Genomic DNA, 26,787 nt, shown 5'->3' on the forward strand with positions numbered 1-26,787 from the left:
AGCGAACCAGACGCACCCGCACCGGCGCGAATGCCCTCCCCGGGCCGCCCGGCCCGGCAGGACCCGGGGGCGGTGCGGGGCATAGCATCTGCCACATGAGCGACGACAGCCACGAGCACCAGAGCTTCGAGACCCGCGCGATCCACGCGGGCAACACGGCGGACCCGCTGACCGGCGCGGTCGTGCCCCCGATCTACCAGGTGTCCACCTACAAGCAGGACGGCGTCGGCGGCCTGCGCGGCGGCTACGAGTACAGCCGCAGCGCCAACCCGACCCGCACCGCCTTGGAGGAGAACCTCGCGGCACTGGAGGGCGGCCGGCGCGGCCTCGCCTTCGCGTCCGGGCTCGCCGCCGAGGACTGCCTGCTGCGTACGCTGCTGGCCCCGGGCGACCACGTGGTCATCCCGAACGACGCCTACGGCGGCACCTTCCGCCTCTTCGCGAAGGTCGTCTCCCGCTGGGGCGTCGAGTGGTCGGTGGCCGACACCTCCGACGCGGACTCCATCCGCGCGGCGCTGACCCCGAAGACCAAGGTCATCTGGGTCGAGACCCCCTCGAACCCGCTGCTCGGCATCACCGACATCGCCATGGTGGCCGACATCGCGCGCACGGCCGGCGCCAAGCTGGTCGTCGACAACACCTTCGCCTCGCCCTACCTGCAGCAGCCGCTGGCCCTGGGCGCCGACGTGGTCGTGCACTCCCTGACGAAGTACATGGGCGGCCACTCCGACGTCGTCGGCGGTGCGCTCGTCACCGCCGACGCGGCGCTGGGCGAGGAACTGGCCTACCACCAGAACGCGATGGGCGCCGTCGCCGGCCCCTTCGACTCCTGGATCGTGCTGCGCGGCATCAAGACCCTCGCCGTCCGCATGGACCGGCACGCCGAGAACGCGGCGAAGATCGTGGAGGTGCTCAAGCGGCACCCGAAGGTCACCAAGGTCCTCTACCCGGGCCTGCCCGAGCACCCCGGCCACGAGGTCGCCGCCAAGCAGATGCGCAACTTCGGCGGCATGATCTCCTTCCAGGTCGAGGGCGGCGAGGAGGCGGCCGTCGCCGTCTGCAACCGCGCGAAGCTCTTCACGCTGGGCGAGTCCCTGGGCGGCGTCGAGTCCCTCATCGAGCACCCGGGCCGGATGACCCACGCTTCCGTCGTCGGATCGGCGCTGGAGGTCCCGTCGGACCTGATCCGCCTCTCGGTCGGCATCGAGAACGGCGACGACCTCGTCGCGGACCTGACGCAGGCCCTCGGCTAGGCAGTCGCTTCCGGATCCGGCCCGCGCCGCCCGGCACCGCACCTCCGCGTCGCCGCCCGGCGCGGTCACCGACGGCGCCGGGCGGTGCTACCAGCCCTCCAGGGGCGGGGAGACACCGCTCGGCGGCGTCACCCAGGGCCGGGTCACGACGGCCCACACGGTGAAGGCCGCGGCCGCCGCGAAGAGCACCGCCCAACCCAACCGCCGCAGCGCCCGGTAGCGGCGCAGCAGCCGGGCCCCGCGAGCCGCCGCGGCCGCCGCCAGCCCGGTCGGCACCGGCGGGTGCGGCCCCTCCAGCAGCTGCCTGACCTGGTCTTCCTTGGGATCGGGGAACCGGCTCACGCCGCGGCGCCCCCGTCGGCCGTCCCCGTGCGGAGCTTGGCCAGGGCCCCTGCGCGCAGCGCCTGCACCCGCTCGGCCGGCAGCCCCAGCTGCGCTGCCGTGACCTCCTCCGCGACGCCCTCGTAGACCCGCAGCACCAGCACGAGCCGCTCCTGCGGACTCAGCCGGGCCAGGATCCCGGTGCCGGCGGGGTGCCGCCAGGCGGTGCGGGCGTACGCGGCGCACAGCTGTCGGCGCGTGAACTCGTACGGGTCGTCCGCGCGCAGCCGGCGCCACTGCGCGTACGTCCGGGCCAGCGCGCCCGCGAGGAGACGGCGCGCGGTGGGCGGATCGGTTTCGGGCTCGCCCGTCAGCAGGACCGCGACGTGCAGGAGCCGGCCCGCCGCGCCCGCGACGAACGCCTCGAACTCCGTGAAGGTTCCCGCCCGGTGGTCCACAGCCCCCATGGCCCACATAGTGCGGCCGGGGGGACCACCCCGGTCAAGGGGTGCGACGGGGCCGGATGCGCGGGCGCCCGTCCCGGCGGGTTCAGGACGCGGGGCCCGCCTCCGCGACGGAGGCCATCAGCTCCGAGAGCGACACGTTGAACCGGGTCAGCAGCGCGGTGAACGCCTCGCGCTCCTTCTCGGTCCAGTCCTGCGTCACCCGCGCCATCAGCTCCCGCCGCGAGGAACGCACCTCCTCCAGCCGCGCCAGCCCGCGCGGGGACAGCGCGAGGACCACGGCCCGGCCGTCCTCGGGGTGGGAGGTGCGCTTGACCAGGCCGGCGTCGACGAGGGGGGCGACCTGCCGGGTGACGGTGGAGGAGTCGATGCCCATGCCGCCCGCGAGCGCCTTGACGCCCATGGGCCCTTCCAGGTCCAGCCGGTTCAGCAGCAGGTAGGCGGCGCGGTCCATCGAGTTGCGGGCCTGGCCCACCCCACCGAGGCGGGTCTGCTCCGCCCGGCGGGCGAAGACCGCCACCTGGTGCTGGAGCGCGTCGAGGAGACCGGCTTCGGCGGGCGTTTCGGCCGCCGGGGACAGGTCGGAACTGGCCGGGATGGAGGGCATGGCCGTGAGCTCTCTTCGCGTGGGTCCGACAAGGATGGGGGACAGAGTACGCGGCCCCACGGCGGCCCGTACGCCCCGTTCGAGAACCCTTCTTCCGGGCTCGGTCCGTGCCGACTTCGGCCCGGCAGGAGGGCGGGGCTTCCGGCCGCGCGAAGGGCGGGGTTTCCGGCAGGGCGGGCGGGCGGGGTCCTGCGAGACTGGCGGCATGAACTACCGCGTTCCCCAGCCCGTGCCGCAGGTCATCCTCGACGACGTGCGGGGTGCCCAGAAGATGCTGTCGGGCGTCTCGCGGGTGACCCCGATGGAGGGCAGCCGCCACCTGTCCGCGCTCACCGGCTCCCCGGTGCACTTCAAGTGCGAGAACCTCCAGCGGACGGGTTCCTTCAAGCTGCGCGGGGCGTACGTGCGCATCGCGGGGCTGCGGCCCGAGCAGCGGGCGGCGGGGGTCGTCGCGGCCAGTGCCGGCAACCACGCGCAGGGCGTGGCCCTTGCCTCGTCGCTGCTCGGGGTCCGCTCGACGGTGTTCATGCCCGTCGGCGCGCCGCTGCCCAAGGTCGCCGCGACCCAGGAGTACGGGGCCGAGGTACGGCTGCACGGCCAGGTCGTCGACGAGACCCTCGCCGCGGCCCAGGAGTACGCGGACCGCACCGGGGCGGAGTTCATTCACCCCTTCGACCACCGCGACATCATCGCCGGCCAGGGCACGGTCGGCCTGGAGATCCTGGAGCAGTGCCCGGAGGTGCGGACCATCCTGGTCGGAGTGGGCGGCGGCGGGCTGGCGGCCGGGATCGCGGTCGCGGTGAAGGCGCTGCGGCCGGACGTACGGGTCGTCGGTGTCCAGGCGGCGGGCGCGGCCGCGTACCCGCCCTCGCTCAGGGCCGGCCACCCGGTGGCGGTCGACAACCCGGTCACGATGGCCGACGGCATCAAGGTCGGCCGCCCCGGCGACGTCCCCTTCCGCATCATCGGCGAACTGCTTGACGAGGTCCGCACGGTGTCGGAGGACGCGCTCTCCAGCGCCCTGCTGCTGTGCCTGGAGCGGGCCAAGCTCGTCGTCGAGCCGGCCGGGTGCAGCCCGGTCGCGGCCCTGCTGAGCGAGCCCGAACTGTACGGCACGGGCCCGGTCGTCGCCGTGCTGTCGGGCGGCAACATCGACCCGCTGCTGCTCCAGCGGATCCTGCGCCACGGCATGGCGGCGGCGGGCCGCTACCTGTCCTTGCGGCTGCGCGTCGCGGACCGGCCGGGGGCGCTGGCCGGGCTGCTGGGGGTGTTGTCGACGGTGGACGCGAACGTGCTGGACGTCAGCCACGTACGGACCGACCCGCGCCTCGGCCTCACGGAGGTGGAGGTCGAACTGCACCTGGAGACCAAGGGGCCCGAGCACTGCACGGAGGTCGCACGGTCGCTCCACGGGGCGGGCTACACGGTCATCGGCGGCTGAGCCGGGGCGTCACTTGTGCGGAAGACCGGGCGGCGAGTCCGCCCCGACCATAGGATTTGCCGAGGAAACACCTGATCCGCACAGGGAGACCCACATGCCAGGCGCCATCTACGCCGAAGGCCTGGTGAAGACCTTCGGCGACGTACGGGCATTGGACGGCGTGGACCTCGACGTCCCGGAAGGAACCGTCCTGGGCCTTCTCGGTCCGAACGGCGCGGGCAAGACGACGGCCGTGCGCGTCCTCACCACGCTGCTCCAGCCCGACAGCGGCAAGGCCTTCGTCGCCGGGATCGACGTGCTCGAGCACCCCAACGAAGTCCGCCGCTCCATAGGCCTCTCAGGCCAGTTCGCGGCCGTCGACGAGTACCTCACGGGCCGCGAGAACCTCCAGATGGTCGGCCGGCTCTACCAGATGAGCTCCAAGGCGGCCAAGGCCCGCGCCGCCGAACTCCTCGAACGCTTCCGCCTCGCCGACGCCGCCGACCGCACGGCCAAGACCTACTCCGGCGGCATGCGCAGGCGCCTGGACCTCGCCGCCGCACTCGTGGTCCGGCCGCCCGTGATGTTCATGGACGAGCCGACCACCGGCCTCGACCCCCGCAACCGCCAGCAACTGTGGGACGTCATCCAGGAACTCGTGGCCGGCGGCACCACCTTGCTGCTCACCACCCAGTACCTGGAGGAGGCCGACCACCTCGCGCACGACATCTGCGTGGTCGACCACGGCAAGGTCATCGCCCGCGGCACCTCCGACCAGCTCAAGGCGCAGACCGGCGGCGAACGCGTCGAGGTCGTGGTCCACGAACGGGACCACATGACCGAGGCCCGCGCCGTCCTGGCCGGCTTCGGCAAGGGCGGGACCACCGTCGAGGAGCACACCCGCAAGCTGACCGTCCCGGTCACCGGCGGCGCCAAGCTGCTCGCCGAGGTCATCCGCGAACTCGACGGACGCGGGATCGAGATCGACGACATCGGCCTGCGCCGCCCCACCCTGGACGACGTCTTCATCTCCCTCACCGGCCACGCGGCCCATTCGGCGGACGCGGCGGCGAGCGACGCGGAACCGGCCGCCGCCGACCCCGCCGACGCGAAGGGCCGCAAGGGCAAGGCACGCAAGGAGGCCGTGAAGTGAGCGCCACCCCCTCCCCGGCCCCGCGGCTCGCGGCGCCCCGCCCGCGCGGCGGGATCGTCCAGGGCGTCAACGACTCCCTGGTCATCGCCAAACGGAACCTGATCCGGATGTCCCGCATCCCCGAGATGATCGTCTTCGGCGTGATCCAGCCGGTCATGTTCGTCGTGCTGTTCAGCTACGTCTTCGGCGGATCGATCAGTCTCGGCGGCAGCACCTCGCCCGCCGCCTACCGCGAGTTCCTCATGGCCGGCATCTTCGCCCAGACCGTCACCTTCGCCACGGCCGGCGCCGGCGCGGGCATCGCCGACGACATGCACAAGGGCCTCATCGACCGGTTCCGCTCCCTGCCGATGGCCCGCGGCGCCGTCCTGACCGGGCGCACCCTCGCCGACCTCGTCCAGACCACGCTCACGGTGATCGTCCTGGCCGTGGTCGCCCTGATCGTCGGCTGGCGCACCCACGAGAGCCTCGGCAAGGTCCTGGCCGGCTTCGGGCTGCTGCTCCTGCTCGGCTACGCCTTCTCCTGGATCGGCGCGCTCATCGGCCTGTCCGTGCGGACCCCCGAGGCGGCCACCTCCGGCGGGCTGATCTGGCTCTTCCCGCTCACGTTCATCTCCAACGCCTTCGTGCCCTCCGACAACATGCCGCCCTTCCTGCAGCACATCGCGGAGTGGAACCCGTTCAGCGCCACCGTCCAGGCGGCCCGCGAACTGTTCGGCAACCTGCCGCCCGGCTACCTGGCGCCCGCGGCCTGGCCGATGCAGCACGCCGTCCTCGCATCCGTCCTGTGGTCGGTGCTGATCATCGGGGTGTTCCGCACGCTCGCCGTCCGCAAGTACCGCTCGGCGAGTGCGTAGGCGCGCTCCCCGCCGGACATGCGAACGCCCGGCCGGAACATTCCGGCCGGGCGTTCGCATGTCCCGGAACGACACGTCCCGGAGGGAGGCAGGGGGTGATCAGCCGCTGAACGGCTTGACGTCGAGGATCTTGACGGCCGCCTTCTTGCCGTTCGGCAGCTCGTACTCGGCGTTCTCGCCGATCGTCTTGCCCATCACGCCCATGCCCAGCGGCGACTGCGGGGAGTACGTCTCGAAGTCCGAGGACGCGTACTCGCGCGAGGCCAGCAGGAACTCCATGGTGTCGTCCTCGTCGCCGTCGAAGGCGATCTTGACGAGGGTGCCGGGGGCCACCACGCCGTCGGAGGCGGGCGCGGTGCCGACCTTGGCGTTCTCCAGCAGCTGCGTCAGCTGGCGCACGCGCAGCTCCTGCTTGCCCTGCTCCTCCTTGGCCGCGTGGTAGCCGCCGTTCTCCCGGAGGTCGCCCTCTTCGCGCGCGGCCGCGATCTTCGCCGCGATCTCCGTGCGGGCAGGACCAGAGAGGTAGTCCAGCTCCGCCTTCAGCTGGTCGTACGCCGCCTGGGTCAGCCAGGTGACGCTCTCGCTCGTCTGGGTCACGGGTGCTCCTCGTCGGTACAGGGGACTACAAAGCCGCCAGCGGCGGACGAAACCACGAGCCTAACAATTCGGGAAGAAAAGGGGGAGGACACCTTCCGTATGAAGTGCGTCATCGCCAGTCACGAAACCCGGCGCGGCCGCTCACGCGGCCCCGCCGCGAACGGTCACGCAACCCGCGCGCACCGGCCGGGTCGCCTTGCGGCGGCCGCAGGGTCAGCCCGCCGGAGCCGCCTGGCAGCCCACCAGCTCCACCATCGTCGCGCGCCCGGTGGTCTTGAGCGAGACGACCTCGTCCACGCGCGTGTCGCGCCCGGCGAAGGTGAAATCGGCCCGGCCGACCTCACCGTGGTCCTTGTCCTGGGAGCTGAGGGTGCACACCCCGGTCACACCGGCGTCCTTGCGGACCTCCAGGTGCACCTTCACCTCGTTCGCGGACACGATCCGGAACTTGATCACCTCGGCGGTGACGCTCTGACCGGCGACGTAGTCCCAGCCGATCCAGCCCACGACACCCAGCAACGCAACCCCGAGCACCGAGCCGACGATCTTGAGCTTCCGGTCCGCCCGCTCGTCCGCCGAACGGCCGTACCGGCCCTCGGGCAGTCCCTCGCGCACCGTGCTCATCGACCGATCCTTTCGAGAGGGCCCAGCGGGCCGGGGAGCGGCACCGCCGCCGGATCCCACCCCAGGAATTTTCCGTCCCCCGATTCGGTCACTATAGAAGCCTCCGCCCTGACGAATCACAGAGGATCCTGTCTTGACCGAGCAGCTTCGACTGATGGCCGTCCATGCCCACCCCGACGACGAGTCGAGCAAGGGCGCGGCCACCATGGCCAAGTACGTGTCCGAGGGGGTGCCGGTACTCGTCGTGACCTGCACCGGTGGCGAGCGCGGCTCGATCCTGAACCCCAAGCTCCAGGGTGACAAGTACATCGAGGAGCACATCCACGAGGTGCGCGCGAAGGAGATGGACGAGGCGCGCGAGATCCTCGGCATCGAGCAGGAGTGGCTCGGCTACGTCGACTCCGGCCTTCCCGAGGGCGACCCGCTGCCGCCGCTGCCCGAGGGCTGCTTCGCGCTCGCCGACGTCGAGGAGGCCGCCGGCCGCCTGGTGAAGAAGATCCGCGCCTTCCGGCCGCAGGTGATCACCACGTACGACGAGAACGGCGGGTACCCGCACCCCGACCACATCATGACCCACAAGGTCACCATGGTCGCCTTCGACGGCGCGGCCGACACCGAGAAGTTCCCCGAGGCCGAGTTCGGCCCCGCCTACCAGCCGCAGAAGCTCTACTACAACCAGGGCTTCAACAAGCCGCGCACCATCGCCCTGCACGAGGCGCTGCTCGCGCGCGGCCTGGAGTCCCCCTACGGAGAGTGGCTGGAGCGCTGGAAGGAGTTCGAGCGCAAGGAGCGGACGCTGACCACCCACGTCCCCTGCGCCGACTTCTTCGAGATCCGTGACAAGGCGCTCATCGCGCACGCCACGCAGATCGACCCCGACGGCGGCTGGTTCCGCGTCCCGATGGACATCCAGCGGGAGGTCTGGCCCACCGAGGAGTACGAGCTCGTGAAGTCGTTCGTGGACACTTCCCTCCCCGAGTCCGACCTCTTCGCGGGCATCCGGGAGAATGCGTAGCTATGAGCGCTACGCAGGCAGCAGTCACCCAGCTCCTTCCGCTGGCCGCCGACACCTTCGACAAGAACAAGGTGACGCCCGGGCTCCTGGGCTTCATCGTGTTCGCCGCCCTCGCCCTCGGGGTGTGGGGCCTGATGAAGTCCATGAGCCGGCACATGGGCCGGGTGGACTTCCAGGAGGCGCCCGAGCCGGCCGCCTCCGCCCCCGACACCCGCAAGCCGTAGCGGCCGAGCCGTAGCGTCCGCCGCCCCGGACCGCGCCGTGGCGTCGTGACGCCCGCGCGGGTGCCGGGACGGGTGCCGTGACCCCGCCCCCGGGCGGGGTCACGGCACCCGCACGCCCATGACCTCCCGGGAGTGGAGGTTCGGCACCAGGCCCAGGCGCCACGCCTGCCAGCCCTCCGCCGGATCGACGCCCCGGTCCACGATCACCGCGTACGCGTCCAGGCAGTCCGCCAGCCGGCCGTCCCGCAGCGGATGCGGGGCCGCCGACAGCCGTGCCAGTTCCGCCGCCGCCTCCTGCGGATCGCCCTCGGCGGCGTACGGCAGCAGCGTGCAGCGCAGGAAGCGGGCCCAGTCCTCGCCCCGCAGGTCCCCGTACGAAACGAACAGCCGCGCGGCCTCCTCGCACAGCACCACGGCCTGCGGCACCCGCGCGTTGCCCGCGTCGATCACCGCCAGCTCCAGGCACGTCCACGCCTCGCCGTGCGCCAGCCCGATCCGCCGGAAGTCCGCGCGCGCGTCCACCAGCAGCTGCCGGGCGTAGCCGGAGTTGCGCAGGTTCCCCGTCTGCGCCGCCCGCTGGTCGCGGGTCACCCGGCCCGAATGGTGCCGGGCGTGCGCCAGCCCGTACACGTCCCGCATCCGCGAGAACATCGCCCGGGCCCGCTCCAGCTCCCGCACCGCCGCGTCCCGCTCACCCCCCTCCTCCAGCGCCTGCCCGAGGTAGTACAGCGTCCACGCCTCACCCCGCGCGTCCTCCGCGAGCCGGTGACGGGCCAGCGCGTCCCGCAGCCGCTCCAGCGCCGGATCCGGATCCCCCGCGACGACCCGGGCCCGCCCCAGCTGCGTCCGCGCCCACGCCTCACCGCGGTCGTCACGGGTGCGCCCGTACAGCTCCAGGGCCGAGCGCAGCTCCTCCTCCGCCCGTTCCACCCCGCCCAGACGCAGGTGCACCTGCCCGAGTTGGAGGTGCGCCCACGCCTCGCCGTGCACGCTCTCGCTCTCCCGGTGCAGCACCAGCGAACGCTCCAGCAGGGACAGTGCCTCCGCCAGCAGCCCCCGGTCACGCTCCACCGCCGCGAGCGCGTGCAGACCCCACGCGCGGTCGCCCGCCAGGTCGTCCCCTTCCTGCAGGGCCAGCGCCTCACGGAGCCGGGCCGCCGCCTCCGGCAGGTTGCCCTGGTGGTGCAGCGTGATGCCGAGCGAGACCAGCGCCATCGCCGCGCCCGCCTCCTGCCTGGCCTCCATGTACTGGTCGACCACCGACGTCAGCGTCGTGCGCGCCTTGTCCAGGTCGCCGAGCTGGCGCGCCGCGATCCCCGTGCGCCACTGCACCGAACGCGCCAGCCGCCCGTCCGGGCCCGGCCGGCCGCCCTCCACCGCCCGGGCCAGCTCGTTGATCTCCCCGAGCCGGTACAGGTCCCCGCGCAGCAGGCAGAAGTCGCAGAGCGCGCCCAGCAGGTCCAGTACCGCCTGCTGGTCCACGTCCTGCGAGTGCCGCAGCGCCGCCGTGATGAAGCTCGACTCGTCGTCCAGCCAGCGCAGCGCCGCGTCGAGGGAAGCGAAGCCGTGACCGCCGAAGTGGTGCGCGCGCGTCGACATCTTCCCGTCGACCATCCGGATCACCGAGTCCGCGAGGTGCGCGTAATTGCGGATCAGCCGCTCGTGCGCGGCCGCCGCATGCGCCCTGTCCTCGTCCGCAGCGAGCCGCGCCGCCGCGTACGCGCGCACCGCGTCGTGCATCCGGTACCGCTCGCCGCGTACGTGGTCCAGCAGCCCGGCGTCCGCCAGTTCGCGCAGCAGCCGCCCGGCCTCCACCGGGTCGGCGTCGATCAACGCCGCCGCTGCCGACGGGCCGAGCGAGGCGCGCCCCGCCAGGGTCAGGCGCCGCAGCAGCCGGCGCCGCTCCTCGGGCATGCGCGCGTAGGCCAGGGCCAGCGCCGCTTCGAGCCCGGATCCCGCCGGGCCGGGCTCCGCCACCGGACCCACCGGACCCAGCGGCGCCAGCACGCGCAGCGCGAGCGGCAGCCCGGCTCCGAGCTCCAGCAGGACCGCCTGCGCCTCCTCGTCGTACGGGGCGCCGCCCGCGGCCCCGACCAACTCGGCCGCCTCCGTCCGCGCCAGCCGTGTGACGGGCAGCTGGTGCACCCACGCCGCGAGGTCCGCCGGCAGCTCCAGCGGCCCCGGCGCCGTCACCAGCACCAGGCTCTCCGACCGCTCCGGCACCAGCGCGCGGACCTGCGCCGGATCCACCGCGTCGTCCAGCACCACCGTCACCGGCTGCCCCTGCAGGTGCTGGTGGTACAGCTCGCCGAGCCGCCGCACCTGCTGCTCCGCCGACGCCCCCTCCCGGAACAGCAACTGCTCCCGCGGGGCCCCGAGCCGGTTCAGCAGGTGCAGCAACGCCTCCCGCGTCGGCAGCGGGGCCTGACCCGCCTCGGCCGCCCCGCCCCGCAGGTCCACCACGCACGCGCCCCGGAACTGGTCCCGCAGCGCGTGCGCCGCCCGCAACGCCAGGGCCGTACGGCCCGAACCCGGCTCGCCGTGCAGCACCACGACCACCGGCCGGGTCTCCGTACCGGCCCGGGCCGCCTGCACCCACTGCACGATCCGGGCCAGCTCCGCCCGCCGCCCCGCGAACACCGCTTCCGACTGCGGGAGCTGCCCGAACGACTGCTCCAGCGCGCTGCGCCGACGGGCCTGCGCACTGCGGTCCGTACCGCGCAGCGCGGGCCCGCTCCCGCCCGGCTGCTTCGCGAGGCCCACCACGCCGCCCCCCGCCCCGCCCGAGCCGCGCGGACCGGTGCGCACCGCCGCCACCACCAGCCGCTGCTGCTCCAGGAACGGACGGATCCCGCGCACCTCCAGCACCGACAGCCAATGCAGCCTCAGCTGCTCGGCGCCGCCCGGCCGGCCCAGGACGCCGGCCCGCCGGTTCGCGGCCGGCAGGTGCAGGGCCGTCACCTTGGCCACCGTCGCCGCGGCCCCGGCAACTCCCGCCGCCAGCCCGGCACCGAGGGCGCTCCCGGCCGCCACGCCGAAGGCCAGGTCGGCCCCGGCGGCGGCCACCGCGGCGACTCCGGTCACCAGCAGGGCGGTGGAGGTGTTCGCCCGCCGGAACGCCTCGGCCAGGGACTCCTCCCCGGCGGCCGCCTCGTCCAGCGCCCGCACGTACGCCTCGTACTCCTCGGCGGCGGCCACCGCGATCTGCTCCAGCGCCTCCCGCCCCCGCGCGAGCAGCGCCGCCTTGTCCACCGGCCCCCGCCGCGCCTCCTCCTCCACGGCCCGCTCCAACAGCCGTTCGGCCTCACCACGATGACCATCCCGCATCGGCGTCCCCCTCCCAGCGCTCCGGCAACGAGCCCCAAGTCTCCTGCGCACCCTGCACCCACGCGAGCAATCTGAGCTATTTCAGAGCCAGTTGCCCCCCCACCCACCCTCCACAGCGCATATATCCACCCCACCGCCCGCGCGCGACCGGGGCCCACGGTCCACGTAACCCGATCACCGATTCGTGCGTTGAGCCGAGCATCGGACGAACTCTCGAAGGGGAAGGGGGCCATGGGTCCCATACCGGTCGCCTCGTACGCACGCACCTCGCAGGACACGCGCCAACGCGACGCGCGAGGGGTGCGGGATCAGCACCGCATCAACGAACGCACCGCCACGCAGCACGGCTGCGTCGTCGTCGCGACGTACACGGACAACGCACGCAACGCGACCAAGGACGACCGGGAGCGCCCCGCCTTCGACCGCCTGCTCGGGGACCTCCAGCGCGGCCACGCCTTCACCGCCGGTCCGCTGATGGGTGTCGTCGCCGTCGCCGACGACCGGCTCTACCGCAGGGCCGAGGACCTGATCCGTTTCATGGCCGCGCTGACCGCGAACCCCGGGCGGGTGTACTTCGACCGGGACGGGCTGCGGGATCCGTACAGCAAGGAAGGGATCCTGGCCGCGGCCGGAGCCCTCCGAGGAGCGGTTGTCGAGGGGCGGATGCGTAGCCGCCGCGTGCAGGACTGGCACTGGTCGCGCGCCATGGACGGAAAGCCACACAGTGGGCCCAGGCCGTTCGGCTGGCTGGAGGACCGGCTCACCCTGCACCCGTCGGAGTCGGCGCTCGTACGCAAGGCGATCGAGGACCGCATCGAAGGGAAGGCCGTCGCAGAGGTGGCGCGGGAGTGGACCGCGCTGGGTGTCACCGGCACCCGCGGGGGCCGCCCCAATCCGCAGACCGTCACGCAGATCATCACGGCCCCGCGCGTGTGCGGCTTCCGCGCCAACAGGGGGGAGCTGATGAGGGATGCGCACACGAAGAAGCCGCTGGTCGGAGCCTGGCAGGCGATCGTGACGCCCGAGCAGTGACTGCGGTCCGCGCGACCTTCTCCGCGGGCACCGTGCAACTGCACCGGGGCCCGCTCGGCCCCCGTTCGACCGACCGGAAGGGCGGACCCAAGTACCTCGCCAGTGGGTTCCTGCGCTGCGGCGCTGATCTGGTCGCCGGCGGCACCTGCGGCCGGCCGATGAGCGGCAGGAGCACCACGCGCAGTCGCAAGAGCCCGTACAACTACGTCTGCAACGGGGCCGCGGGCCGTGGTTGCGGGCGCTGTGCCATCAGCGGCCCTCTCGTCGACGACGCCATCGAACGACTGCTCTTCACCGAGGGCGGCCAGGGAGGGGTCCGGCTTCCGGACCCGATGCGGCTGCGGTGGCTGTACGGCGAGATGGCGTTCGACGAGAAGCGGAGGGTGGTCGCCTCGGTCTTCGACTGCCTGGTGATCAAGCCCGGAAGGAAAGGGAACCATGTCTGGGACTACGCGCGGGTGGTTCCCGTATGGAAATGGGCTGATCGTCTACGGACGCCTGTCGTGGTGGCCTGATGGCCCCGTCGCGGGCCGCGGCGCGTGGTGTGAGGCAGGATTGGTCTCATGTCGAACCGCCTCGCGCACGAGACCTCCCCCTACCTCCTCCAGCACGCCGACAACCCCGTCGACTGGTGGCCCTGGTCGCCGGAGGCGTTCGCGCAGGCGCGGGAGCGGGACGTGCCGGTGCTGCTGAGCGTCGGCTATTCGAGTTGCCACTGGTGCCATGTCATGGCCCAAGAGTCGTTCGAGGACGATCCGACCGCCGCGTACATGAACGAGCACTTCGTGAACATCAAGGTGGACCGCGAGGAGCGGCCCGATGTCGACGCCGTCTACATGGAGGCGGTGCAGGCCGCGACCGGGCAGGGCGGGTGGCCCATGACCGTCTTCCTGACGCCCGACGCCGAGCCGTTCTACTTCGGCACCTACTACCCGCCCGAGCCGCGGCACGGGATGCCCTCCTTCACGCAAGTCCTCCAGGGCGTGTCCGCCGCCTGGGGTGATCGCCGCGAGGAGGTGGCCGACGTCGCCCAGCGCGTCGTGCGGGACCTCGCCGGGCGCACGCTCGACTACGGGAAGGCCGGCGCACCCGGTGGCGAGGAGCTGGCGCAGGCGCTGCTCGCGCTGACCCGGGAGTACGACGCCACCCGCGGCGGGTTCGGCGGCGCGCCGAAGTTCCCGCCGTCCATGGTGCTGGAGTTCCTGCTGCGCCACCACGCCCGCACCGGATCCGAAGGCGCCCTCCAGATGGCGGCCGACACCTGCGAGGCCATGGCGCGCGGCGGGATCTACGACCAGCTCGGCGGCGGGTTCGCCCGGTACTCGGTGGACCGGGACTGGGTGGTGCCGCACTTCGAGAAGATGCTCTACGACAACGCGCTCCTGTGCCGGGTCTACGCCCACCTGTGGCGCACCACCGGGTCCGGCCTCGCGCGGCGCGTCGCGCTGGAGACCGCCGACTTCATGGTCCGCGAGCTGCGCACCCGCGAGGGCGGGTTCGCCTCCGCGCTCGACGCCGACAGTGAGGACCCGGCCACCGGCAAGCACGTCGAGGGGGCCTACTACGCCTGGACCCCCGCGCAGCTGACGGAGGTGCTCGGGGAGGACGACGGGGCGCTGGCCGCCGTGTACTTCGGGGTCACCGACGAGGGGAACTTCGAGCACGGCACTTCCGTGCTGAGGCTGCCGCAGGAGGGGCCCGTCCTGGACGCGGCGAAGGCGGCCGGGATCAGGGAGCGGCTGCTCGCCGCGCGGTCGCGGCGTCCGGCGCCGGGCCGGGACGACAAGGTGGTCGCCGCCTGGAACGGGCTGGCCATCGCGGCGCTCGCCGAGTGCGGGGCGTACTTCGAGCGGCCCGACCTGATCGAGCGGGCCACCGAGGCCGCCGACCTCCTGGTGCGGGTGCACATGGACGGCAGGGCCCGCCTGGCGCGGACCAGCAGGGACGGCCGGGTGGGCGCCAACGCGGGGGTGCTGGAGGACTACGGCGATGTCGCGGAGGGCTTCCTCGCGCTGGGGGCCGTCACCGGTGAGGGGGTCTGGCTGGAGTTCGCCGGGTTCCTCCTGGACCTGGTGCTGGACGGGTTCACCGCCGAGGACGGCTCCCTGTACGACACCGCGCACGACGCCGAGCAGCTGATCCGGCGCCCGCAGGACCCCACGGACACCGCCGCGCCCTCGGGTTGGACGGCTGCGGCCGGGGCGCTGCTGTCGTACGCCGCGCACACCGGGTCCGAGGCGCACCGTACGGCGGCCGAGCGGGCGCTGGGTGTGGTGCACGCCCTCGGGCCGCGCGTGCCGCGGTTCATCGGGCACGGGCTGGCGGTCGCCGAGGCGTTGCTGGACGGGCCGCGCGAAGTGGCCGTGGTGGGGCACCCGGACGATCCGGCGACGGCCGCGCTGCACCGGACGGCGCTGCTGGGGACGGCGCCGGGGGCGGTGGTGGCGGTGGGGCCGCCGCAGGGGACGGACGGCAGCGGGGAGTTCCCGCTGCTGGCCGGCCGGGGCCTGGTCGGGGACCGGCCGGCTGCGTACGTCTGCCGGCACTTCGTCTGCTCGCGGCCCACGACGGAACCGGCCGAGCTCGCGGAGCAGTTGGGCCCGGCCGCGCCCTGACGGCCTGGGTCCCGACCCCCGCACTGACGGCCGCGCCCCGACCCCCGCACTGACGGCCGCGCACCCGCACCTCGACGGCTACGCCCCGACGGCCGCCGTCAGTGCTGGTACGCGGCGATCGAGATGCCGACGTAGTGCGCGACGAACGCGGCGAGGGTCAGCGAGTGGAACACCTCGTGGAAGCCGAAGAAGCGGGGCGAGGGGTTGGGGCGCTTCATCCCGTAGATGACGCCCCCGACGCTGTAGAGCAGGCCGCCGGCGATCACGAGGACGAGGACCGTGATGCCGCCGGTCCGCAGGAAGTCGGGCAGGAAGAAGACCGCTGCCCACCCCATCGCTATGTAGCAGGGCGTGTAGAGCCAGCGCGGTGCGCCGACCCAGAAGACGCGGAAGGCGATCCCGGCCGCCGCGGCGATCCAGACCGCCCACAGGAGCGTCCGTCCGGTGGAGGCGGGGAGGAGGAGCACCGTCAGCGGGGTATAGGTGCCTGCGATGATCAGGAAAATGTTGGCGTGATCGAGCCGCCGCAGCACGGCCTCGCCCCGCGGCCCCCAGGTGCCGCGGTGGTAGACGGCGCTCACGCCGAAGAGCAGGCAGGCCGTCAGTACGTAGACACCGCAGGCCACTCGGGCCCTGGTGGAGTCGGTGAAGGCCATCAGCGCGAGTCCGGCGACCACCACGGCGGGGAACATTCCTGTGTGCAACCAGCCGCGCATGAGCGGCTTGAGTTCCGTTGGGACCACCGGAGCCCGGGGGGCTGTTTCGGCCACGGCGGCGGCATCAGAAGTCATACCGCACATGCTACCTACGGGTCCGTAGGTTTCCGCTAATGCTCTTTACGGAAGATTGACGCGAGTGGCGATGCTCACGTGAGAAGCCCTCTGGACATATGCGCATACGCACCGGATGATCAGATGAGTGCGGTCGGCACCGGATGAGCGGAGCGCGAAGCGTCCGGGTCGCAGCCCCCACGGGGCATACACCAAACAAACCCCTCAACAAGGAGCAATCGTGGCGCGCGACAACGCGGCTCCCACCACTTCCCTCCCGACGAACCACACGGAGCTCATTTCCTGGGTCGACGAGATCGCGGCCCTCACCGAGCCGGACCAGGTCGTCTGGTGCGACGGCTCCGAGGCCGAGTACGAGCGCCTGTGCGAGGAGCTCGTCTCCAAGGGCACGTTCAAGAAGCTCGACCCGGCCAAGCGCCCGAACTCGTACTACGCCGCCTCCGACCCGTCCGACGTCGCGCGCGTCGAGGACCGGACCTTCATCTGCTCCGAGAAGGAGGAGGACGCGGGCCCGACCAACCACTGGAAGGCCCCTTCCGAGATGAAGGAGCTGTTCGCGGGGGAGAAGGGGATCTTCCGCGGTTCCATGAAGGGCCGCACGATGTACGTCGTGCCGTTCTGCATGGGCCCCCTCGGCTCCGAGCTCTCCGCGATCGGCGTCGAGATCACCGACTCCGCCTACGTCGCCGTCGCCATGCGCACCATGACCCGCATGGGCAAGGCCGTCCTCGACGAGCTCGGCACCGACGGGTTCTTCGTCAAGGCCGTGCACACCCTCGGCGCTCCGCTCGCCGAGGGCGAGGCCGACGTGCCGTGGCCGTGCAACACCACCAAGTACATCTCGCACTTCCCCGAGACCCGCGAGATCTGGTCCTACGGCTCCGGCTACGGCGGCAACGCCCTGCTCGGCAAGAAGTGCTACGCGCTGCGCATCGCCTCCGTCATGGCCCGCGACGAGGGCTGGCTCGCCGAGCACATGCTGATCCTCAAGCTCACCCCGCCGCAGGGTGAGGCGAAGTACGTCGCCGCCGCGTTCCCCTCCGCCTGTGGCAAGACCAACCTCGCCATGCTGGAGCCCACGATCCCCGGCTGGACGGTCGAGACCATCGGCGACGACATCGCCTGGATGCGGTTCGGTGAGGACGGCCGCCTCTACGCGATCAACCCCGAGGCCGGCTTCTTCGGCGTCGCGCCCGGCACCGGCGAGCACACCAACGCCAACGCCATGAAGACGATGTACGCGAACACCGTCTTCACCAACGTCGCGCTCACCCCGGACGGCTCCGACGTCTGGTGGGAGGGCATGACCGAGGAGCCCCCGGCCGAGCTCATCGACTGGAAGGGCAACCCCTGGACCCCGGCGTCCGAGACCCCGGCCGCCCACCCCAACGCCCGTTTCGCCGTCCCGGCCTCGCAGTGCCCGACGATCGCCCCCGAGTGGGAGGACCCCAAGGGCGTCCCGATCTCCGCGATCCTCTTCGGCGGTCGCCGCGCCTCCGCCGTGCCGCTGGTGACCGAGTCCTTCGACTGGAACCACGGCGTCTTCATCGGCTCGAACATCGCCTCCGAGAAGACCGCCGCCGCCGAGGGCAAGGTCGGTGAGCTGCGCCGCGACCCGTTCGCCATGCTGCCGTTCTGCGGCTACAACATGGGCGACTACATGGGCCACTGGATCAAGGTCGGCGCCTCCGCGGACCCGGCGAAGCTCCCGAAGATCTACTACGTGAACTGGTTCCGCAAGAACGACGCGGGCAAGTTCGTGTGGCCGGGCTTCGGCGAGAACAGCCGCGTCCTCAAGTGGGTCGTCGAGCGCCTCGACGGCAAGGCCGACGGCGTCGAGACCCCCATCGGCATCCTGCCGACCGTGGACTCCCTCGACACCGAGGGCCTCGACCTGCCGGCCGAGGACCTGGAGTTCCTGCTGACGGTCGACAAGGAGGTCTGGCGCGACGAGGCCGCCCTGGTCCCCGAGCACCTGAACACCTACGGCGACCACACGCCGAAGGAGCTGTGGGACCAGTACCACGCGCTGGTCGAGCGCCTGGGCTGATGCCCCTGCCCCCGGTGATCCCCTGAACTCCCGGGGGAGCACCGCCTGATCAGGGCCCGCCCCGGTCCTCCAGGTACCTCGTATGCGTCTGCCGACGGCGGGCCTCCGTTTCCCGGAGGCCCGCCGTCGCGCGTTCCGACTCGTCGAGCGGGGCGGACGGACCCACTTCGAAATGCTGTGTGGGCCCGTGGGTGCTGGTGGGGCGGGCGGGCTCCGGGGAGGATCGGGCCATGGGCGTGAGCGCGTTGAAGTGGCAGGGCTGGCTGGTCGGCCTGGTGGTGCTGGCCGGGCTCCTGGTGTTCGCCCCGCTGGGGCTGTACGTGTGGGCGAGCGGCGGCGACGGGGCCCGTGCGGCTGTGGCGCCGCCGGACGTCCGGATCACCGAGTGCCGCGTCGACCCGCCGAGCCGGCGGGTGGTGGCGGTGGTCGAGGGCCGGGGTGAGGGCTCGTACGTGGTCACGGTCGAGTTCCGCGACGGTCCGCCGCCCGCCGCCGACGCCCGCACCGCCCGTGCCCTCGCCGCCCTCCCGGGCCTCACCCCCGACACCCCCTCCCGCACGGAAGCCATCGGCCCGGTCTGGCCCCCCTCGACCCGGCCGTGGTGCGGGGTGGCGGGGGTCGGGCCGGGGTGAGGGGCGGGCTCTGTGAGCCGGGTTCCGGCGGGCCCGTCGCAAGGCCGCTCCGGGCGCACCTGATCGCCGAACGGTGCTCGGATCCGCGTGGTGGAATTGCTATCGTCACGGAGGTCGATCGCTCAGGGGGAAACGTGCAGGATCCGTCGCAACATCCGTCGCAACATCCGGCGCCGCCGCCGTACTTGCCGTCGGCCGCGTCGGTACCGGTGTCCACGGGCCGCTCCCACGCGAAGCTGTGGGCGGCCGGGGCCGCCGTGGTCAGTGCCATCGCGGGTGTGGCGAGCGCCATCGCCGCCTTCTCCAACGGCTCGCCCCCGCCCACGCCTTCGGCGGTACCGCCCGCTTCGTCGGTGACCGTGGCGGGCCAGCCCCCGGCCGGTGGCACCGCCCCGTCGGCCGCCCCGTCTGCCGCCGGGTCGGCGGCCGGTTCGGTCCGGTGGACCGGCAAGGTGGTCCTCGGGCTGGAAGGCATCGACCTCAACTCGATCCCGCCGCACAGCGGCACGTCCGGCTTCGGCATCCGCCCGGCGGCCGGGCGCAGCGGCGAAACCTCGATGGAGGTCAAGGGCACCGTCGCACTGTGGACGAACGCCGAGGCCCCCACCGCCCAGGGCTGCAGGGACCTGCTGGCGACCCAGTCGCGCTCCGCGGTGACGGTCGCCGAGGGCGACAGCGTGTGCCTGGTCAACGAGAAGTCGCCGATCGGTGTCCTGAAGGTCACCGGGACCCGCTACGACGAGGGCTCGTACGGCCTGATCGAAGGCGAACTCACCACCTGGAACCTGCGCCCTTCCCGCTGATCAGCCGGACGCCGGTGGCGTCGGCCGCTGTTGCGGGAAGGCGTGCATGGCGCCCGGTCCGGAGCCTTGGCGGCCCCGGACCGGGGCCGTCAGTGGGCGCCGGCCCGGTCCTGGGACTCCAGGGCGGCGGCGTGGGCGTCCATGCGCTCGGCGGCGAGGATCGCGACGGTGGTGTCGGCCCGGGACGCGGCGACGAGCAGCGCCCGGCCGGCGAGGTCGTGGGCCCGCCGGTGCAGGTCCGCGGTGTCCGACGGCTTCCCGTGGGCCGCCCGCGCGGGGCGGGCCCCGCGCAGCCGCGTGACCTGGTCGGCGATGCGGGCGGCGGCGTCGCCGAGCCCGAGCTCGTCGGTGACGGCCAGCAGCGCCGCGAGGTGCCCGGCGAGCTGGATGTCCAGGGCTTCGCCGCGGCTGCGGTGCGGGTAGTCGGTGCGGCCGCCGGCCATGCGGTGGACGACCGACTTGGTGCGGATCGGCTCGTACATGAGGAGGCCTCCTGCGGGGTCAGGAGACCATCCTACATTGGATCCGTTCTAAAGTTGTGCTCGATCTGGCGAGACTCGAGTCTCCGGCGAGTCAGGAGCAGGGCCGCGCGGGGGTCAGAGCTGCCCGTACCCGTCCAGGAAGTTGCCGATCCGGGTGACCGCGTCCGCCAGGTCCTTGGCGTTCGGCAGCGTGACGATCCGGAAGTGGTCGGGTTCCGGCCAGTTGAAGCCCGTACCGTGCACGACCATGATCTTCTCGGCCCGCAGCAGGTCGAGGACCATCTGCCGGTCGTCCTTGATCTTGTAGACCGCCGGGTCCAGCTTCGGGAACAGGTACAGCGCGCCCTTGGGCTTCACGCAGCTGATGCCGGGGATCTGCGTCAGCAGGTCGTAGGCCGTGTCGCGCTGCTCGCGCAGCCGTCCGCCGGGCAGTACGAGGTCGTTGATCGACTGCCGGCCGCCGAGGGCGGTGGCGACGGCGTGCTGGGAGGGCATGTTGGCGCACAGCCGCATGTTCGCCAGGATCGTCAGACCCTCGATGTACGACGAGGCGTGCTTCTTGGGGCCGCAGACCGCCATCCAGCCGGCCCGGTAGCCGGCGACGCGGTAGTTCTTGGAGAGCCCGTTGAAGGTGAGGGTCAGCACGTCCGGCGCGATCGCGGCGGTGTTGGTGTGGGTGGCCCCGTCGAACAGGATCCGGTCGTAGATCTCGTCCGAGCAGACGACCAGGTCGTGGCGGCGCGCGATGTCGGTGAGGCCGCGCAGCATCTCGTCGTCGTAGACGGCGCCGGTCGGGTTGTTCGGGTTGATGATCACGAGGGCGCGGGTGCGGTCGGTGATCTTGCGCTCGATGTCCGCGAGGTCCGGCATCCAGTCGGACTGCTCGTCGCACCGGTAGTGCACGGCCGTGCCGCCCGCGAGGCTGACCGAGGCCGTCCACAGCGGGTAGTCCGGCGCCGGGACCAGCACCTCGTCCCCGTCGTCCAGCAGTGCCTGCATCGACATCTGGATCAGCTCGGAGACGCCGTTGCCGAGGTAGACGTCCTCGACGTCCAGCTCGATGCCCTTGGTCTGGTAGTGCTGCATGACCGCGCGGCGCGCGGAGAGCAGCCCCTTCGCGTCCCCGTATCCGTGGGCGGTGCCCAGGTTGCGGAGCATGTCCTCGAGGATCTCCGGCGGGCACTCGAAGCCGAAGGCCGCGGGGTTGCCGGTGTTCAGCTTGAGGATGCGATGACCTGCCGCTTCGAGCCGCATCGCCTCTTCGAGGACGGGGCCGCGGATCTCGTAGCAGACATTGGCGAGTTTCGTTGACTGGATCACCTGCATGACGGGAGCTTACGGGCCCCGCGCCGCACGCGCCGCTTCATTCCGGCACCGGATGCACGGTCGCTTTGCCCCGTTTCGCGGGATGCGGAGGCCAGGCCGCGCACCCTCCTTGGAAACCGTGGCCCACCCCCCGCTCCACCCTGCGGAACGCCCGGCGCCGAACCCGATTTCCCGCCCAGGTGTTGCGCGGATCACCCCGCGAGCCGGTCCAGGAGCACGAGCGGGACCTCGCGGGGCGCCGCGGCCGCCTGGTGGTCCTCGTACGCGGGCCACAGCGCGGTCAGCGCCTCCCAGTACGTCTCCCGCTCCACCGCGTCCGCGGTGCGGGCCACCGCCTGGAAGGAGAGGGCGCCGACCTGGAGCCGCACCTCGGGGTGGGCGGTGAGGTGCGCGTACCACTGCGGGGCAGGCGAGCCCGGGGCCGGGCCCGCGGCCACGACGAGGTGGCGGGCGCCGTCACGGGCGTAGAGCAGCGGGGTGCGCACGGTACGGTGCCGCTCGCGGTCGACCGTGGTGAGCAGCAGGGTCGGGACCCCGTGCCAGAGATGGCCGTCGAGGCCCCCCGAACCGACGTAGGCCCGTACGTGGTCCAGGGCGCGGCCCGCCCGTGGGTCGACGGGGTGGTCCCAGTCGATGCTGGCGGTCTGCGACAGGGTGGCGGTCTGCAACACGGCGTCCTCCGGCTTCGGCCCCCCGGGGTCCCCCTGCGGCCTAACGACGCCGGGCGCCACCTGGTTTCGCGCGGTGCGCCGCACAAGAGCGCCGCCCCGGGTCCGGCCGGCGGGCGCGGACCGGGAGCGGCGTCGTGGACCTGCCCCGTAGCTACGGCAGGTAGCGTTCGATGACCGACGGCCCCTCGCGCTCGATCATCTTCCGGGCCTTCTCGACCCGCTCCGGAGTCAGGTCGGCGCCCGTCGCCATGACGAGGTCCTCGGGGTCGTAGGGCCGCTCGCCGCCGGTCCACAGCTTGGACGGGCGGTCCGCGTTCTGGGGCTGCTGGTCCGATTCACGTTCCATCGCGTACCTCCTCGGGGGGTCCCCGTTTCCCATCATCCTCCGGCGCGCACGCCATGAACGCACGTCGACCGACAAATCATTAGGAAAGGGTACAGAACCGCCCTCAGTGCACCACCAGCGTCAGCACCACACCCAGCGCGAGCAGCGACCCGCACACGGCCAGGTTGACCCCCTTGTGCTCCATGAACACCGCCGCGAACTCGCGGATCGTCGCGCTCGGCCAGAAGTACGCGGCCGTCGGCGAACCCAGCACCTGTCCGTTGACCCCGGCCTTGCGGGCCATCATCGCCGCCCGGAAGGCGTGGAAGTTGTTGGTCACCACCACGCACCTGTACCCCGGGGTGGTCCCGGCCATGATGGCCGCGCTGAGGGACAGGTTCTCCTCCGTCGTGCGGGAGCGGTCCTCCAGGCGCACGTGCTCCTCGGGGACGCCCTCCGCGATCAGCCAGTCCGCCATGGCGCGCGCCTCGGCGACCTTCTCGTCCGAGCCCTTGCCGCCCGACGGCAGCAGCACCGGCGTCCGGCCGCCCCGGGCGCGCTGGGCCTCGTAGATCTGCTTGCCCTTGCGCAGCCGGGAGGCCAGCAGGGGCGGCACCTGGTCGCCGCACACCAGGCCGGAGCCCAGCATGACCACGTAGTCGACGTCGCCGCGCACCTTGATCCGGCCGTAGAGGTAGGCGTACGCGAGGAAGCAGAGGAAGAGGAACGAGACGTAGGCGGCGGTCATGACCACCATCGCGGTCATCCCGGCCAGCTTCCCCGAGCCGCTCAGCACGGTGACCAGGGCCAGCCCGAGCACCCCGAAGATCCCGAGGCCGGCCAGCAGCGACAGCAGGTTGCCGAGGCTCCGGCCCTCCTTGCGCACCATCGTCACGCCGTTGGCGACGAGGAAGCAGGCGAGCGCCACCACCCCGAGCGCCGGCAGCAGGAACACGGCGGCCACCAGGGGCGCCGCGAGGGCCTGCGGCAGCTGCGAGATCCGCGAGAGCAGCCCCAGCGCCAGGCTGATGAAGGTGAGCCCCAGCAGGACGGCGTTGCGAAAGCGCCGCCGGTCCTCGCGCACGCTCAGACAGAGGAAGACGAACAGCGCTGCGGCCGGGGCAAAAGCGATCATGCCGGTCATCGTAGGCGCCGCCCGTGAACGGCCCCAGGGCGAGGGGCCATCAGCCCCGCGGCGGCGTCCTGCGGACCGCTCGCCCGGCCAGCACGTCCGTCCTGCGGCCGTCGCGCATCACGAAGCGGCCGTCGATCAGGACGTGCGGGATACCCGTCGGCAGCGCCCGCGGGTTCTCGTACGTCGACCCCGCGGCCACCGTGTCCCCGTCGAAGAGCACCAGGTCGGCGCGGTAGCCGGGGCGGACCTGCCCCCGGTCGGGCAGGCGCAGCCGGGCCGCCGGGCGCCCCGCGAGGTGCGCCACGCACTCCTCCAGCGACAGCACGCCCAGTTCGCGCACGTAGCGGCCGAGGTAGTGCGGGAACGTGCCGTACGCCCTCGGGTGGGGCTTGGCGCCCTGGAGGATGCCGTCGGAACCGCCGGTGTGCGCGGGGTGGCGCATGATCGCCCGGACGTTCTCCTCGTGGCCCACGTGCTGCAGGACGGTGGGCCGCAGCCGGTCCCCGAGGAGCAGCCGCCGCGCCTGCTCCCAGTCGCGCAGGCGGGTGCCGACGTGCGCGCCGAAGGCGGGGTCCACGACCCCGGACACCTCGACCGCCGCCCAGTCCACCGGTACCCCGTGGCAGCCGTCGGAGCCGGTGACCTCCAGCGCGTGCCGGATCCGCCCGGCCTCGGCGTCGTCCCGGAGCCGGGCGAGCACGGCTTCGGGGCCGCCCGCGCCCGCCCAGCTCGGCAGCAGGGCGACGAGGGTGGTGCAGCCGGGGGTGTACGGGTAGCTGTCGAGGGTGAGGTCGGCGCCCTCGGCCAGCGCCCGGTCGAGGAGGGCGAGGAGTTCCCCCGCCCGGCCCCGGTTCTCCGCGAAGTTCATGGTGGCGTGCGCGAGGTGCAGGGCGCAGCCCGCTCCGCGGGCCAGGGCGATCATCTCGGCGTAGGCCGCCAGGGCGCCGCGCCCGTACGAGCGGTGGTGCGGGCAGTAGTAACCGCCGTACCGGGCCACCACCCGGCACAGCTCGGTCAGTTCGGCGCCGTCGGCGTACATGCCGGGCGTGTAGGTGAGCCCGGAGGACATGCCGACGGCGCCCTCGGCAAGGCCCTCGGCGACGAGCGTGCGCATCCGGTCGAGCTCGGCGGGGGTGGCGGGGCGGTCGTCCCAGCCGACCGCGTACGCGCGCACGGTGCCCTGCGGCACGAGGTAGGCGGCGTTGACGGCGATGCCGGTGGAGTCGAGCCGGTCCAGGTACCCGCCGACGGTGCGCCAGCCGAAGTCGGCGTCGTCCCCGGGACCGTTCCAGCCCGCGATCGCCGCCCGGACCCCGGCCAGGGTGCGGTCGTCGGCGGGCGCGTAGGACATGCCGTCCTGGCCGAGGACCTCCAGGGTCACGCCCTGGGCGGCCTTCGCGCTGTGGTCCGGATCGCGCAGCAGGGCCAGGTCGCTGTGGGCGTGCATGTCCACGAAGCCGGGGGCCAGCACCAGGCCGTGCGCGTCGAGGGTGCGCCGGCCGCCCGCCCGGATCCGGCCGACCGCCTCGATCCGGCCCTCGTGGACGGCGACGTCCGCGGTGTACGAGGGGCCGCCCGTGCCGTCCACGACACGGGCCCCCCGGACCACCAGGTCCACGCCGGGCCCCGGGCCTAGAAGAAGGTGCGGACGTAGTCGGTGACGGTGCCGTCCGCCTCCACCAAGGGGATCAGCGGCCACTTCTCGAAGATGGTGCAGGGGTGGGACATGCCCAGCGCCACCCAGTCGCCCACCTGGAGGTCGTCGGCCGAGTCGGTCTCCAGCCAGGCGTGCTGGTCGGAGAGTTTGACCACCCGGATCCCGGTGGCGGGCCGCTCGGTGCCGTCGAGCGGGTCCCGCACCAGCTCCGCCCCGGGCAGCCCGAGGTCGTAGGCGATGTCCCGCTTGCCGGCGTTGACGAAGGCCTGGGTGGGGGAGGGGCGCGAGACGACCTGCGTCCACAGCCGGAACGCGGGGCGCAGCCCGCCCTCGTCGGGGTGACGGTTGAAGGGCGTTAGGCGGGTGTACCAGCCGTGGTCGTGGGAGACGTACGCGCCCGAGCGCAGGAGCCGCAGCGTCGGCCGCGACAGCTGCGGCAGCTCCGCGAACACGTCGGCGACGGCGTCGAACCAGGCCGAGCCGCCCGCGCTGACGACGATCTCCTCCGTGTCCCCCGAGAAGCGGCCCGCCTTGTCGAACTCGACGGCGAGACCGGTGAGCCGGCGCAGGTAGGCGTGCACGGAGTCCGGATCGGCCCCGGGCACCTCCGCCTCGTACCCGGCGACGCCGACCAGGCGCAGGGTGTCGCTCTGTGCGACGGCGTCGGCGACGGCGCGGCAGTCGTCCTCGGTGCGGGCGCCCGTGCGGGCACCCTCCCCGGCGCCGAGTTCCACGACGACGTCGACGGTGGCGCCCCGGCCCGCGAGGGCCCGGTCCATCAGGCGGACGCCGCGCACGGAGTCGACGTAGCAGACGAAGCGGAACGAGGGGTCGGCGGCGAGTTCCGCGGCGACCCAGTGCAGGGCGGCGGCGTCGACGAGCTCGTTGGCGAGGAAGATCCGCTGGATGCCGAACGCGCGGTAGACGCGGGCCTGGTGCGGGACGGCGGCCGTGATGCCCCAGGCGCCGTGCTCCAGCTGGCGCCGGAACAGCTGCGGGGCCATGCAGGTCTTGCCGTGCGGGGCGAAGGACAGCCCGTGGCGCTGGGCGTACGTCTCCAGTGCGGCCAGGTTGTGGGCGAGCGCGTCCGCGTCGAGGGTGAGGACGGGTGTGGTGAAGCCGCCCGTGAACAGGTCGCGGCGCTCGGCCGCGAGCCGGCCCACGGTCAGGGCGGAGCGCTCCGCGTCCGGGGGGAGGCCCTTGAAGCGGTGGTCCACCGGTTCGTCGGCGAGCCGTCGGACTGCGTCGCTGCCCATGCGGAATCCTCTCGCGTCGCGCTGGGCGCGACGTTCGTTGCAGGTGGTGCCTGTTGCTGTCTAACATCCCCGTTGACGACGGGGCAACGGGGGCCGGTTCCCGACGCCGCCAGCGGCGGCGAGCCGTACGGGACCGTACGAGCCCTACAG

26 protein-coding genes are annotated in these 26,787 nt (G+C 72.8%); 12 read left to right on the forward strand and 14 right to left on the reverse strand.

Annotated elements, in window-relative coordinates; translation table 11 throughout:
• Positions 1–95 precede the first annotated feature (95 nt).
• Positions 96–1,253 carry a cystathionine gamma-synthase gene (locus OHA81_RS19940; protein WP_329197793.1) on the forward strand — a complete coding sequence of 386 codons (1,158 nt, stop codon included), beginning with the start codon at positions 96–98 and terminating at the stop codon, positions 1,251–1,253.
• 87 nt (positions 1,254–1,340) lie between these two features.
• On the opposite strand, the gene OHA81_RS19945 is transcribed toward OHA81_RS19940, so the two are convergent.
• From OHA81_RS19945 to OHA81_RS19955, 3 genes are all read right to left on the reverse strand, one after another.
• Complete coding sequence (locus OHA81_RS19945; protein WP_329197795.1) at positions 1,341–1,595, reverse strand: hypothetical protein; 255 nt, start codon at positions 1,593–1,595, stop codon at positions 1,341–1,343.
• A complete protein-coding gene (locus OHA81_RS19950; protein ID WP_329197797.1) occupies positions 1,592–2,041 on the reverse strand; it encodes a sigma factor-like helix-turn-helix DNA-binding protein in 450 nt (149 codons plus the stop codon). The genes OHA81_RS19945 and OHA81_RS19950 overlap by 4 nt, the downstream gene beginning before the upstream one ends.
• Before the next feature lie 82 nt (positions 2,042–2,123).
• Positions 2,124–2,645 (reverse strand): MarR family winged helix-turn-helix transcriptional regulator, encoded by a 522-nt coding sequence (locus tag OHA81_RS19955; protein ID WP_329197799.1) that lies wholly within the window; start codon positions 2,643–2,645, stop codon positions 2,124–2,126.
• A gap of 205 nt (positions 2,646–2,850) precedes the next feature.
• Here OHA81_RS19955 and ilvA point away from each other — a divergent pair, with 205 nt between their 5' ends.
• From ilvA to OHA81_RS19970, 3 genes are all read left to right on the forward strand, one after another.
• Entirely contained in the window at positions 2,851–4,086 is a 1,236-nt protein-coding gene (ilvA, locus tag OHA81_RS19960; protein ID WP_329197801.1) for a threonine ammonia-lyase, read from the forward strand.
• 94 nt (positions 4,087–4,180) lie between these two features.
• On the forward strand, positions 4,181–5,218 hold the full coding sequence (locus OHA81_RS19965) for an ATP-binding cassette domain-containing protein (RefSeq protein WP_329197804.1): 1,038 nt from the start codon (positions 4,181–4,183) through the stop codon (positions 5,216–5,218).
• On the forward strand, positions 5,215–6,075 hold the full coding sequence (locus OHA81_RS19970) for an ABC transporter permease (protein WP_329197806.1): 861 nt from the start codon (positions 5,215–5,217) through the stop codon (positions 6,073–6,075). The genes OHA81_RS19965 and OHA81_RS19970 overlap by 4 nt, the downstream gene beginning before the upstream one ends.
• A 99-nt stretch (positions 6,076–6,174) precedes the next feature.
• On the opposite strand, the gene greA is transcribed toward OHA81_RS19970, so the two are convergent.
• Together greA and OHA81_RS19980 are read right to left on the reverse strand one after the other, a co-directional pair.
• Positions 6,175–6,672 carry a transcription elongation factor GreA gene (greA, locus tag OHA81_RS19975; protein WP_329197808.1) on the reverse strand — a complete coding sequence of 166 codons (498 nt, stop codon included), beginning with the start codon at positions 6,670–6,672 and terminating at the stop codon, positions 6,175–6,177.
• A 213-nt stretch (positions 6,673–6,885) separates the two neighbouring features.
• Positions 6,886–7,296 (reverse strand): DUF4307 domain-containing protein, encoded by a 411-nt coding sequence (locus OHA81_RS19980; RefSeq protein ID WP_329197810.1) that lies wholly within the window; start codon positions 7,294–7,296, stop codon positions 6,886–6,888.
• A gap of 133 nt (positions 7,297–7,429) precedes the next feature.
• Here OHA81_RS19980 and mca point away from each other — a divergent pair, with 133 nt between their 5' ends.
• Entirely contained in the window at positions 7,430–8,311 is an 882-nt protein-coding gene (gene mca, locus OHA81_RS19985; RefSeq protein WP_329197812.1) for a mycothiol conjugate amidase Mca, read from the forward strand.
• A 2-nt stretch (positions 8,312–8,313) separates the two neighbouring features.
• Positions 8,314–8,535 (forward strand): hypothetical protein, encoded by a 222-nt coding sequence (locus tag OHA81_RS19990; RefSeq protein WP_329197814.1) that lies wholly within the window; start codon positions 8,314–8,316, stop codon positions 8,533–8,535.
• 99 nt (positions 8,536–8,634) lie between these two features.
• On the opposite strand, the gene OHA81_RS19995 is transcribed toward OHA81_RS19990, so the two are convergent.
• On the reverse strand, positions 8,635–11,862 hold the full coding sequence (locus OHA81_RS19995) for a tetratricopeptide repeat protein (protein WP_329197815.1): 3,228 nt from the start codon (positions 11,860–11,862) through the stop codon (positions 8,635–8,637).
• A gap of 231 nt (positions 11,863–12,093) precedes the next feature.
• Between OHA81_RS19995 and OHA81_RS20000 the strand changes: the two genes are divergently transcribed.
• Genes OHA81_RS20000 through OHA81_RS20010 form a run of 3 tightly spaced genes read left to right on the forward strand, consistent with a single transcriptional unit; the run spans position 12,094 to position 15,509 of the window.
• Positions 12,094–12,894: a recombinase family protein gene (locus OHA81_RS20000; RefSeq protein WP_329197816.1), complete on the forward strand. Its 801-nt coding sequence runs from the start codon at positions 12,094–12,096 to the stop codon at positions 12,892–12,894.
• Positions 12,891–13,409 (forward strand): zinc ribbon domain-containing protein, encoded by a 519-nt coding sequence (locus OHA81_RS20005; RefSeq protein WP_329197817.1) that lies wholly within the window; start codon positions 12,891–12,893, stop codon positions 13,407–13,409. The genes OHA81_RS20000 and OHA81_RS20005 overlap by 4 nt, the downstream gene beginning before the upstream one ends.
• Positions 13,410–13,457: 48 nt before the next feature.
• Entirely contained in the window at positions 13,458–15,509 is a 2,052-nt protein-coding gene (locus tag OHA81_RS20010; protein WP_329197819.1) for a thioredoxin domain-containing protein, read from the forward strand.
• Between the two features lie 98 nt (positions 15,510–15,607).
• Here OHA81_RS20010 and trhA read toward each other — a convergent pair whose 3' ends face one another.
• Positions 15,608–16,300: a PAQR family membrane homeostasis protein TrhA gene (trhA, locus tag OHA81_RS20015; RefSeq protein WP_329197821.1), complete on the reverse strand. Its 693-nt coding sequence runs from the start codon at positions 16,298–16,300 to the stop codon at positions 15,608–15,610.
• Positions 16,301–16,520: 220 nt separating this feature from the next.
• On the opposite strand from trhA, the gene OHA81_RS20020 reads away from it, so the two are divergent.
• The 3 genes from OHA81_RS20020 to OHA81_RS20030 all read left to right on the forward strand — a co-directional run bounded on the left by OHA81_RS20020 (position 16,521) and on the right by OHA81_RS20030 (position 19,785).
• On the forward strand, positions 16,521–18,350 hold the full coding sequence (locus OHA81_RS20020) for a phosphoenolpyruvate carboxykinase (GTP) (protein ID WP_329197823.1): 1,830 nt from the start codon (positions 16,521–16,523) through the stop codon (positions 18,348–18,350).
• 236 nt (positions 18,351–18,586) lie between these two features.
• Positions 18,587–18,982, forward strand: coding sequence for a hypothetical protein (locus tag OHA81_RS20025; RefSeq protein ID WP_329197824.1), 396 nt, complete (start codon positions 18,587–18,589; stop codon positions 18,980–18,982).
• A 209-nt stretch (positions 18,983–19,191) separates the two neighbouring features.
• Positions 19,192–19,785, forward strand: coding sequence for a hypothetical protein (locus tag OHA81_RS20030; RefSeq protein WP_329197825.1), 594 nt, complete (start codon positions 19,192–19,194; stop codon positions 19,783–19,785).
• A gap of 89 nt (positions 19,786–19,874) precedes the next feature.
• Here OHA81_RS20030 and OHA81_RS20035 read toward each other — a convergent pair whose 3' ends face one another.
• The 7 genes from OHA81_RS20035 to OHA81_RS20065 form a co-directional block, all read right to left on the reverse strand.
• Complete coding sequence (locus tag OHA81_RS20035) at positions 19,875–20,267, reverse strand: SCO4983 family protein (RefSeq protein ID WP_329197827.1); 393 nt, start codon at positions 20,265–20,267, stop codon at positions 19,875–19,877.
• Between the two features lie 114 nt (positions 20,268–20,381).
• Positions 20,382–21,593, reverse strand: coding sequence for a pyridoxal phosphate-dependent aminotransferase (locus OHA81_RS20040; RefSeq protein ID WP_329197829.1), 1,212 nt, complete (start codon positions 21,591–21,593; stop codon positions 20,382–20,384).
• 191 nt (positions 21,594–21,784) lie between these two features.
• Positions 21,785–22,264, reverse strand: coding sequence for a nitroreductase/quinone reductase family protein (locus tag OHA81_RS20045; RefSeq protein WP_329197831.1), 480 nt, complete (start codon positions 22,262–22,264; stop codon positions 21,785–21,787).
• Positions 22,265–22,415: 151 nt separating this feature from the next.
• Entirely contained in the window at positions 22,416–22,610 is a 195-nt protein-coding gene (locus OHA81_RS20050; RefSeq protein ID WP_329197833.1) for a hypothetical protein, read from the reverse strand.
• A gap of 103 nt (positions 22,611–22,713) precedes the next feature.
• Positions 22,714–23,724, reverse strand: a complete 1,011-nt coding sequence (locus OHA81_RS20055) for a YdcF family protein (RefSeq protein WP_329197835.1) — start codon at positions 23,722–23,724, stop codon at positions 22,714–22,716.
• Between the two features lie 49 nt (positions 23,725–23,773).
• On the reverse strand, positions 23,774–25,342 hold the full coding sequence (locus OHA81_RS20060; RefSeq protein WP_329197837.1) for an N-acyl-D-amino-acid deacylase family protein: 1,569 nt from the start codon (positions 25,340–25,342) through the stop codon (positions 23,774–23,776).
• 14 nt (positions 25,343–25,356) lie between these two features.
• Positions 25,357–26,637: an amino acid deaminase gene (locus OHA81_RS20065; RefSeq protein WP_329197840.1), complete on the reverse strand. Its 1,281-nt coding sequence runs from the start codon at positions 26,635–26,637 to the stop codon at positions 25,357–25,359.
• Positions 26,638–26,787 lie beyond the last annotated feature (150 nt).

Source organism: Streptomyces sp. NBC_00667 (assembly GCF_036226825.1).
Lineage (GTDB): Bacteria > Actinomycetota > Actinomycetes > Streptomycetales > Streptomycetaceae > Streptomyces.

Excerpts from the sequence above, each read along its gene's own strand:
- OHA81_RS20065 (WP_329197840.1), bottom strand. The coding sequence starts at position 26,637 with ATGGGCAGCGACGCAGTCCGACGGCTCGCCGACGAACCGGTGGACCAC.
- OHA81_RS19950 (WP_329197797.1), bottom strand. The coding sequence starts at position 2,041 with ATGGGGGCTGTGGACCACCGGGCGGGAACCTTCACGGAGTTCGAGGCG.
- OHA81_RS19940 (WP_329197793.1), top strand. The coding sequence starts at position 96 with ATGAGCGACGACAGCCACGAGCACCAGAGCTTCGAGACCCGCGCGATC.
- OHA81_RS19980 (WP_329197810.1), bottom strand. The coding sequence starts at position 7,296 with ATGAGCACGGTGCGCGAGGGACTGCCCGAGGGCCGGTACGGCCGTTCG.
- OHA81_RS19990 (WP_329197814.1), top strand. The coding sequence starts at position 8,314 with ATGAGCGCTACGCAGGCAGCAGTCACCCAGCTCCTTCCGCTGGCCGCC.
- OHA81_RS20000 (WP_329197816.1), top strand. The coding sequence starts at position 12,094 with ATGGGTCCCATACCGGTCGCCTCGTACGCACGCACCTCGCAGGACACG.
- OHA81_RS19965 (WP_329197804.1), top strand. The coding sequence starts at position 4,181 with ATGCCAGGCGCCATCTACGCCGAAGGCCTGGTGAAGACCTTCGGCGAC.
- OHA81_RS19995 (WP_329197815.1), bottom strand. The coding sequence starts at position 11,862 with ATGCGGGATGGTCATCGTGGTGAGGCCGAACGGCTGTTGGAGCGGGCC.
- trhA (WP_329197821.1), bottom strand. The coding sequence starts at position 16,300 with ATGACTTCTGATGCCGCCGCCGTGGCCGAAACAGCCCCCCGGGCTCCG.
- OHA81_RS19955 (WP_329197799.1), bottom strand. The coding sequence starts at position 2,645 with ATGCCCTCCATCCCGGCCAGTTCCGACCTGTCCCCGGCGGCCGAAACG.
- OHA81_RS20040 (WP_329197829.1), bottom strand. The coding sequence starts at position 21,593 with ATGCAGGTGATCCAGTCAACGAAACTCGCCAATGTCTGCTACGAGATC.
- ilvA (WP_329197801.1), top strand. The coding sequence starts at position 2,851 with ATGAACTACCGCGTTCCCCAGCCCGTGCCGCAGGTCATCCTCGACGAC.
- OHA81_RS20010 (WP_329197819.1), top strand. The coding sequence starts at position 13,458 with ATGTCGAACCGCCTCGCGCACGAGACCTCCCCCTACCTCCTCCAGCAC.
- OHA81_RS20035 (WP_329197827.1), bottom strand. The coding sequence starts at position 20,267 with ATGTACGAGCCGATCCGCACCAAGTCGGTCGTCCACCGCATGGCCGGC.
- OHA81_RS20050 (WP_329197833.1), bottom strand. The coding sequence starts at position 22,610 with ATGGAACGTGAATCGGACCAGCAGCCCCAGAACGCGGACCGCCCGTCC.
- OHA81_RS20055 (WP_329197835.1), bottom strand. The coding sequence starts at position 23,724 with ATGATCGCTTTTGCCCCGGCCGCAGCGCTGTTCGTCTTCCTCTGTCTG.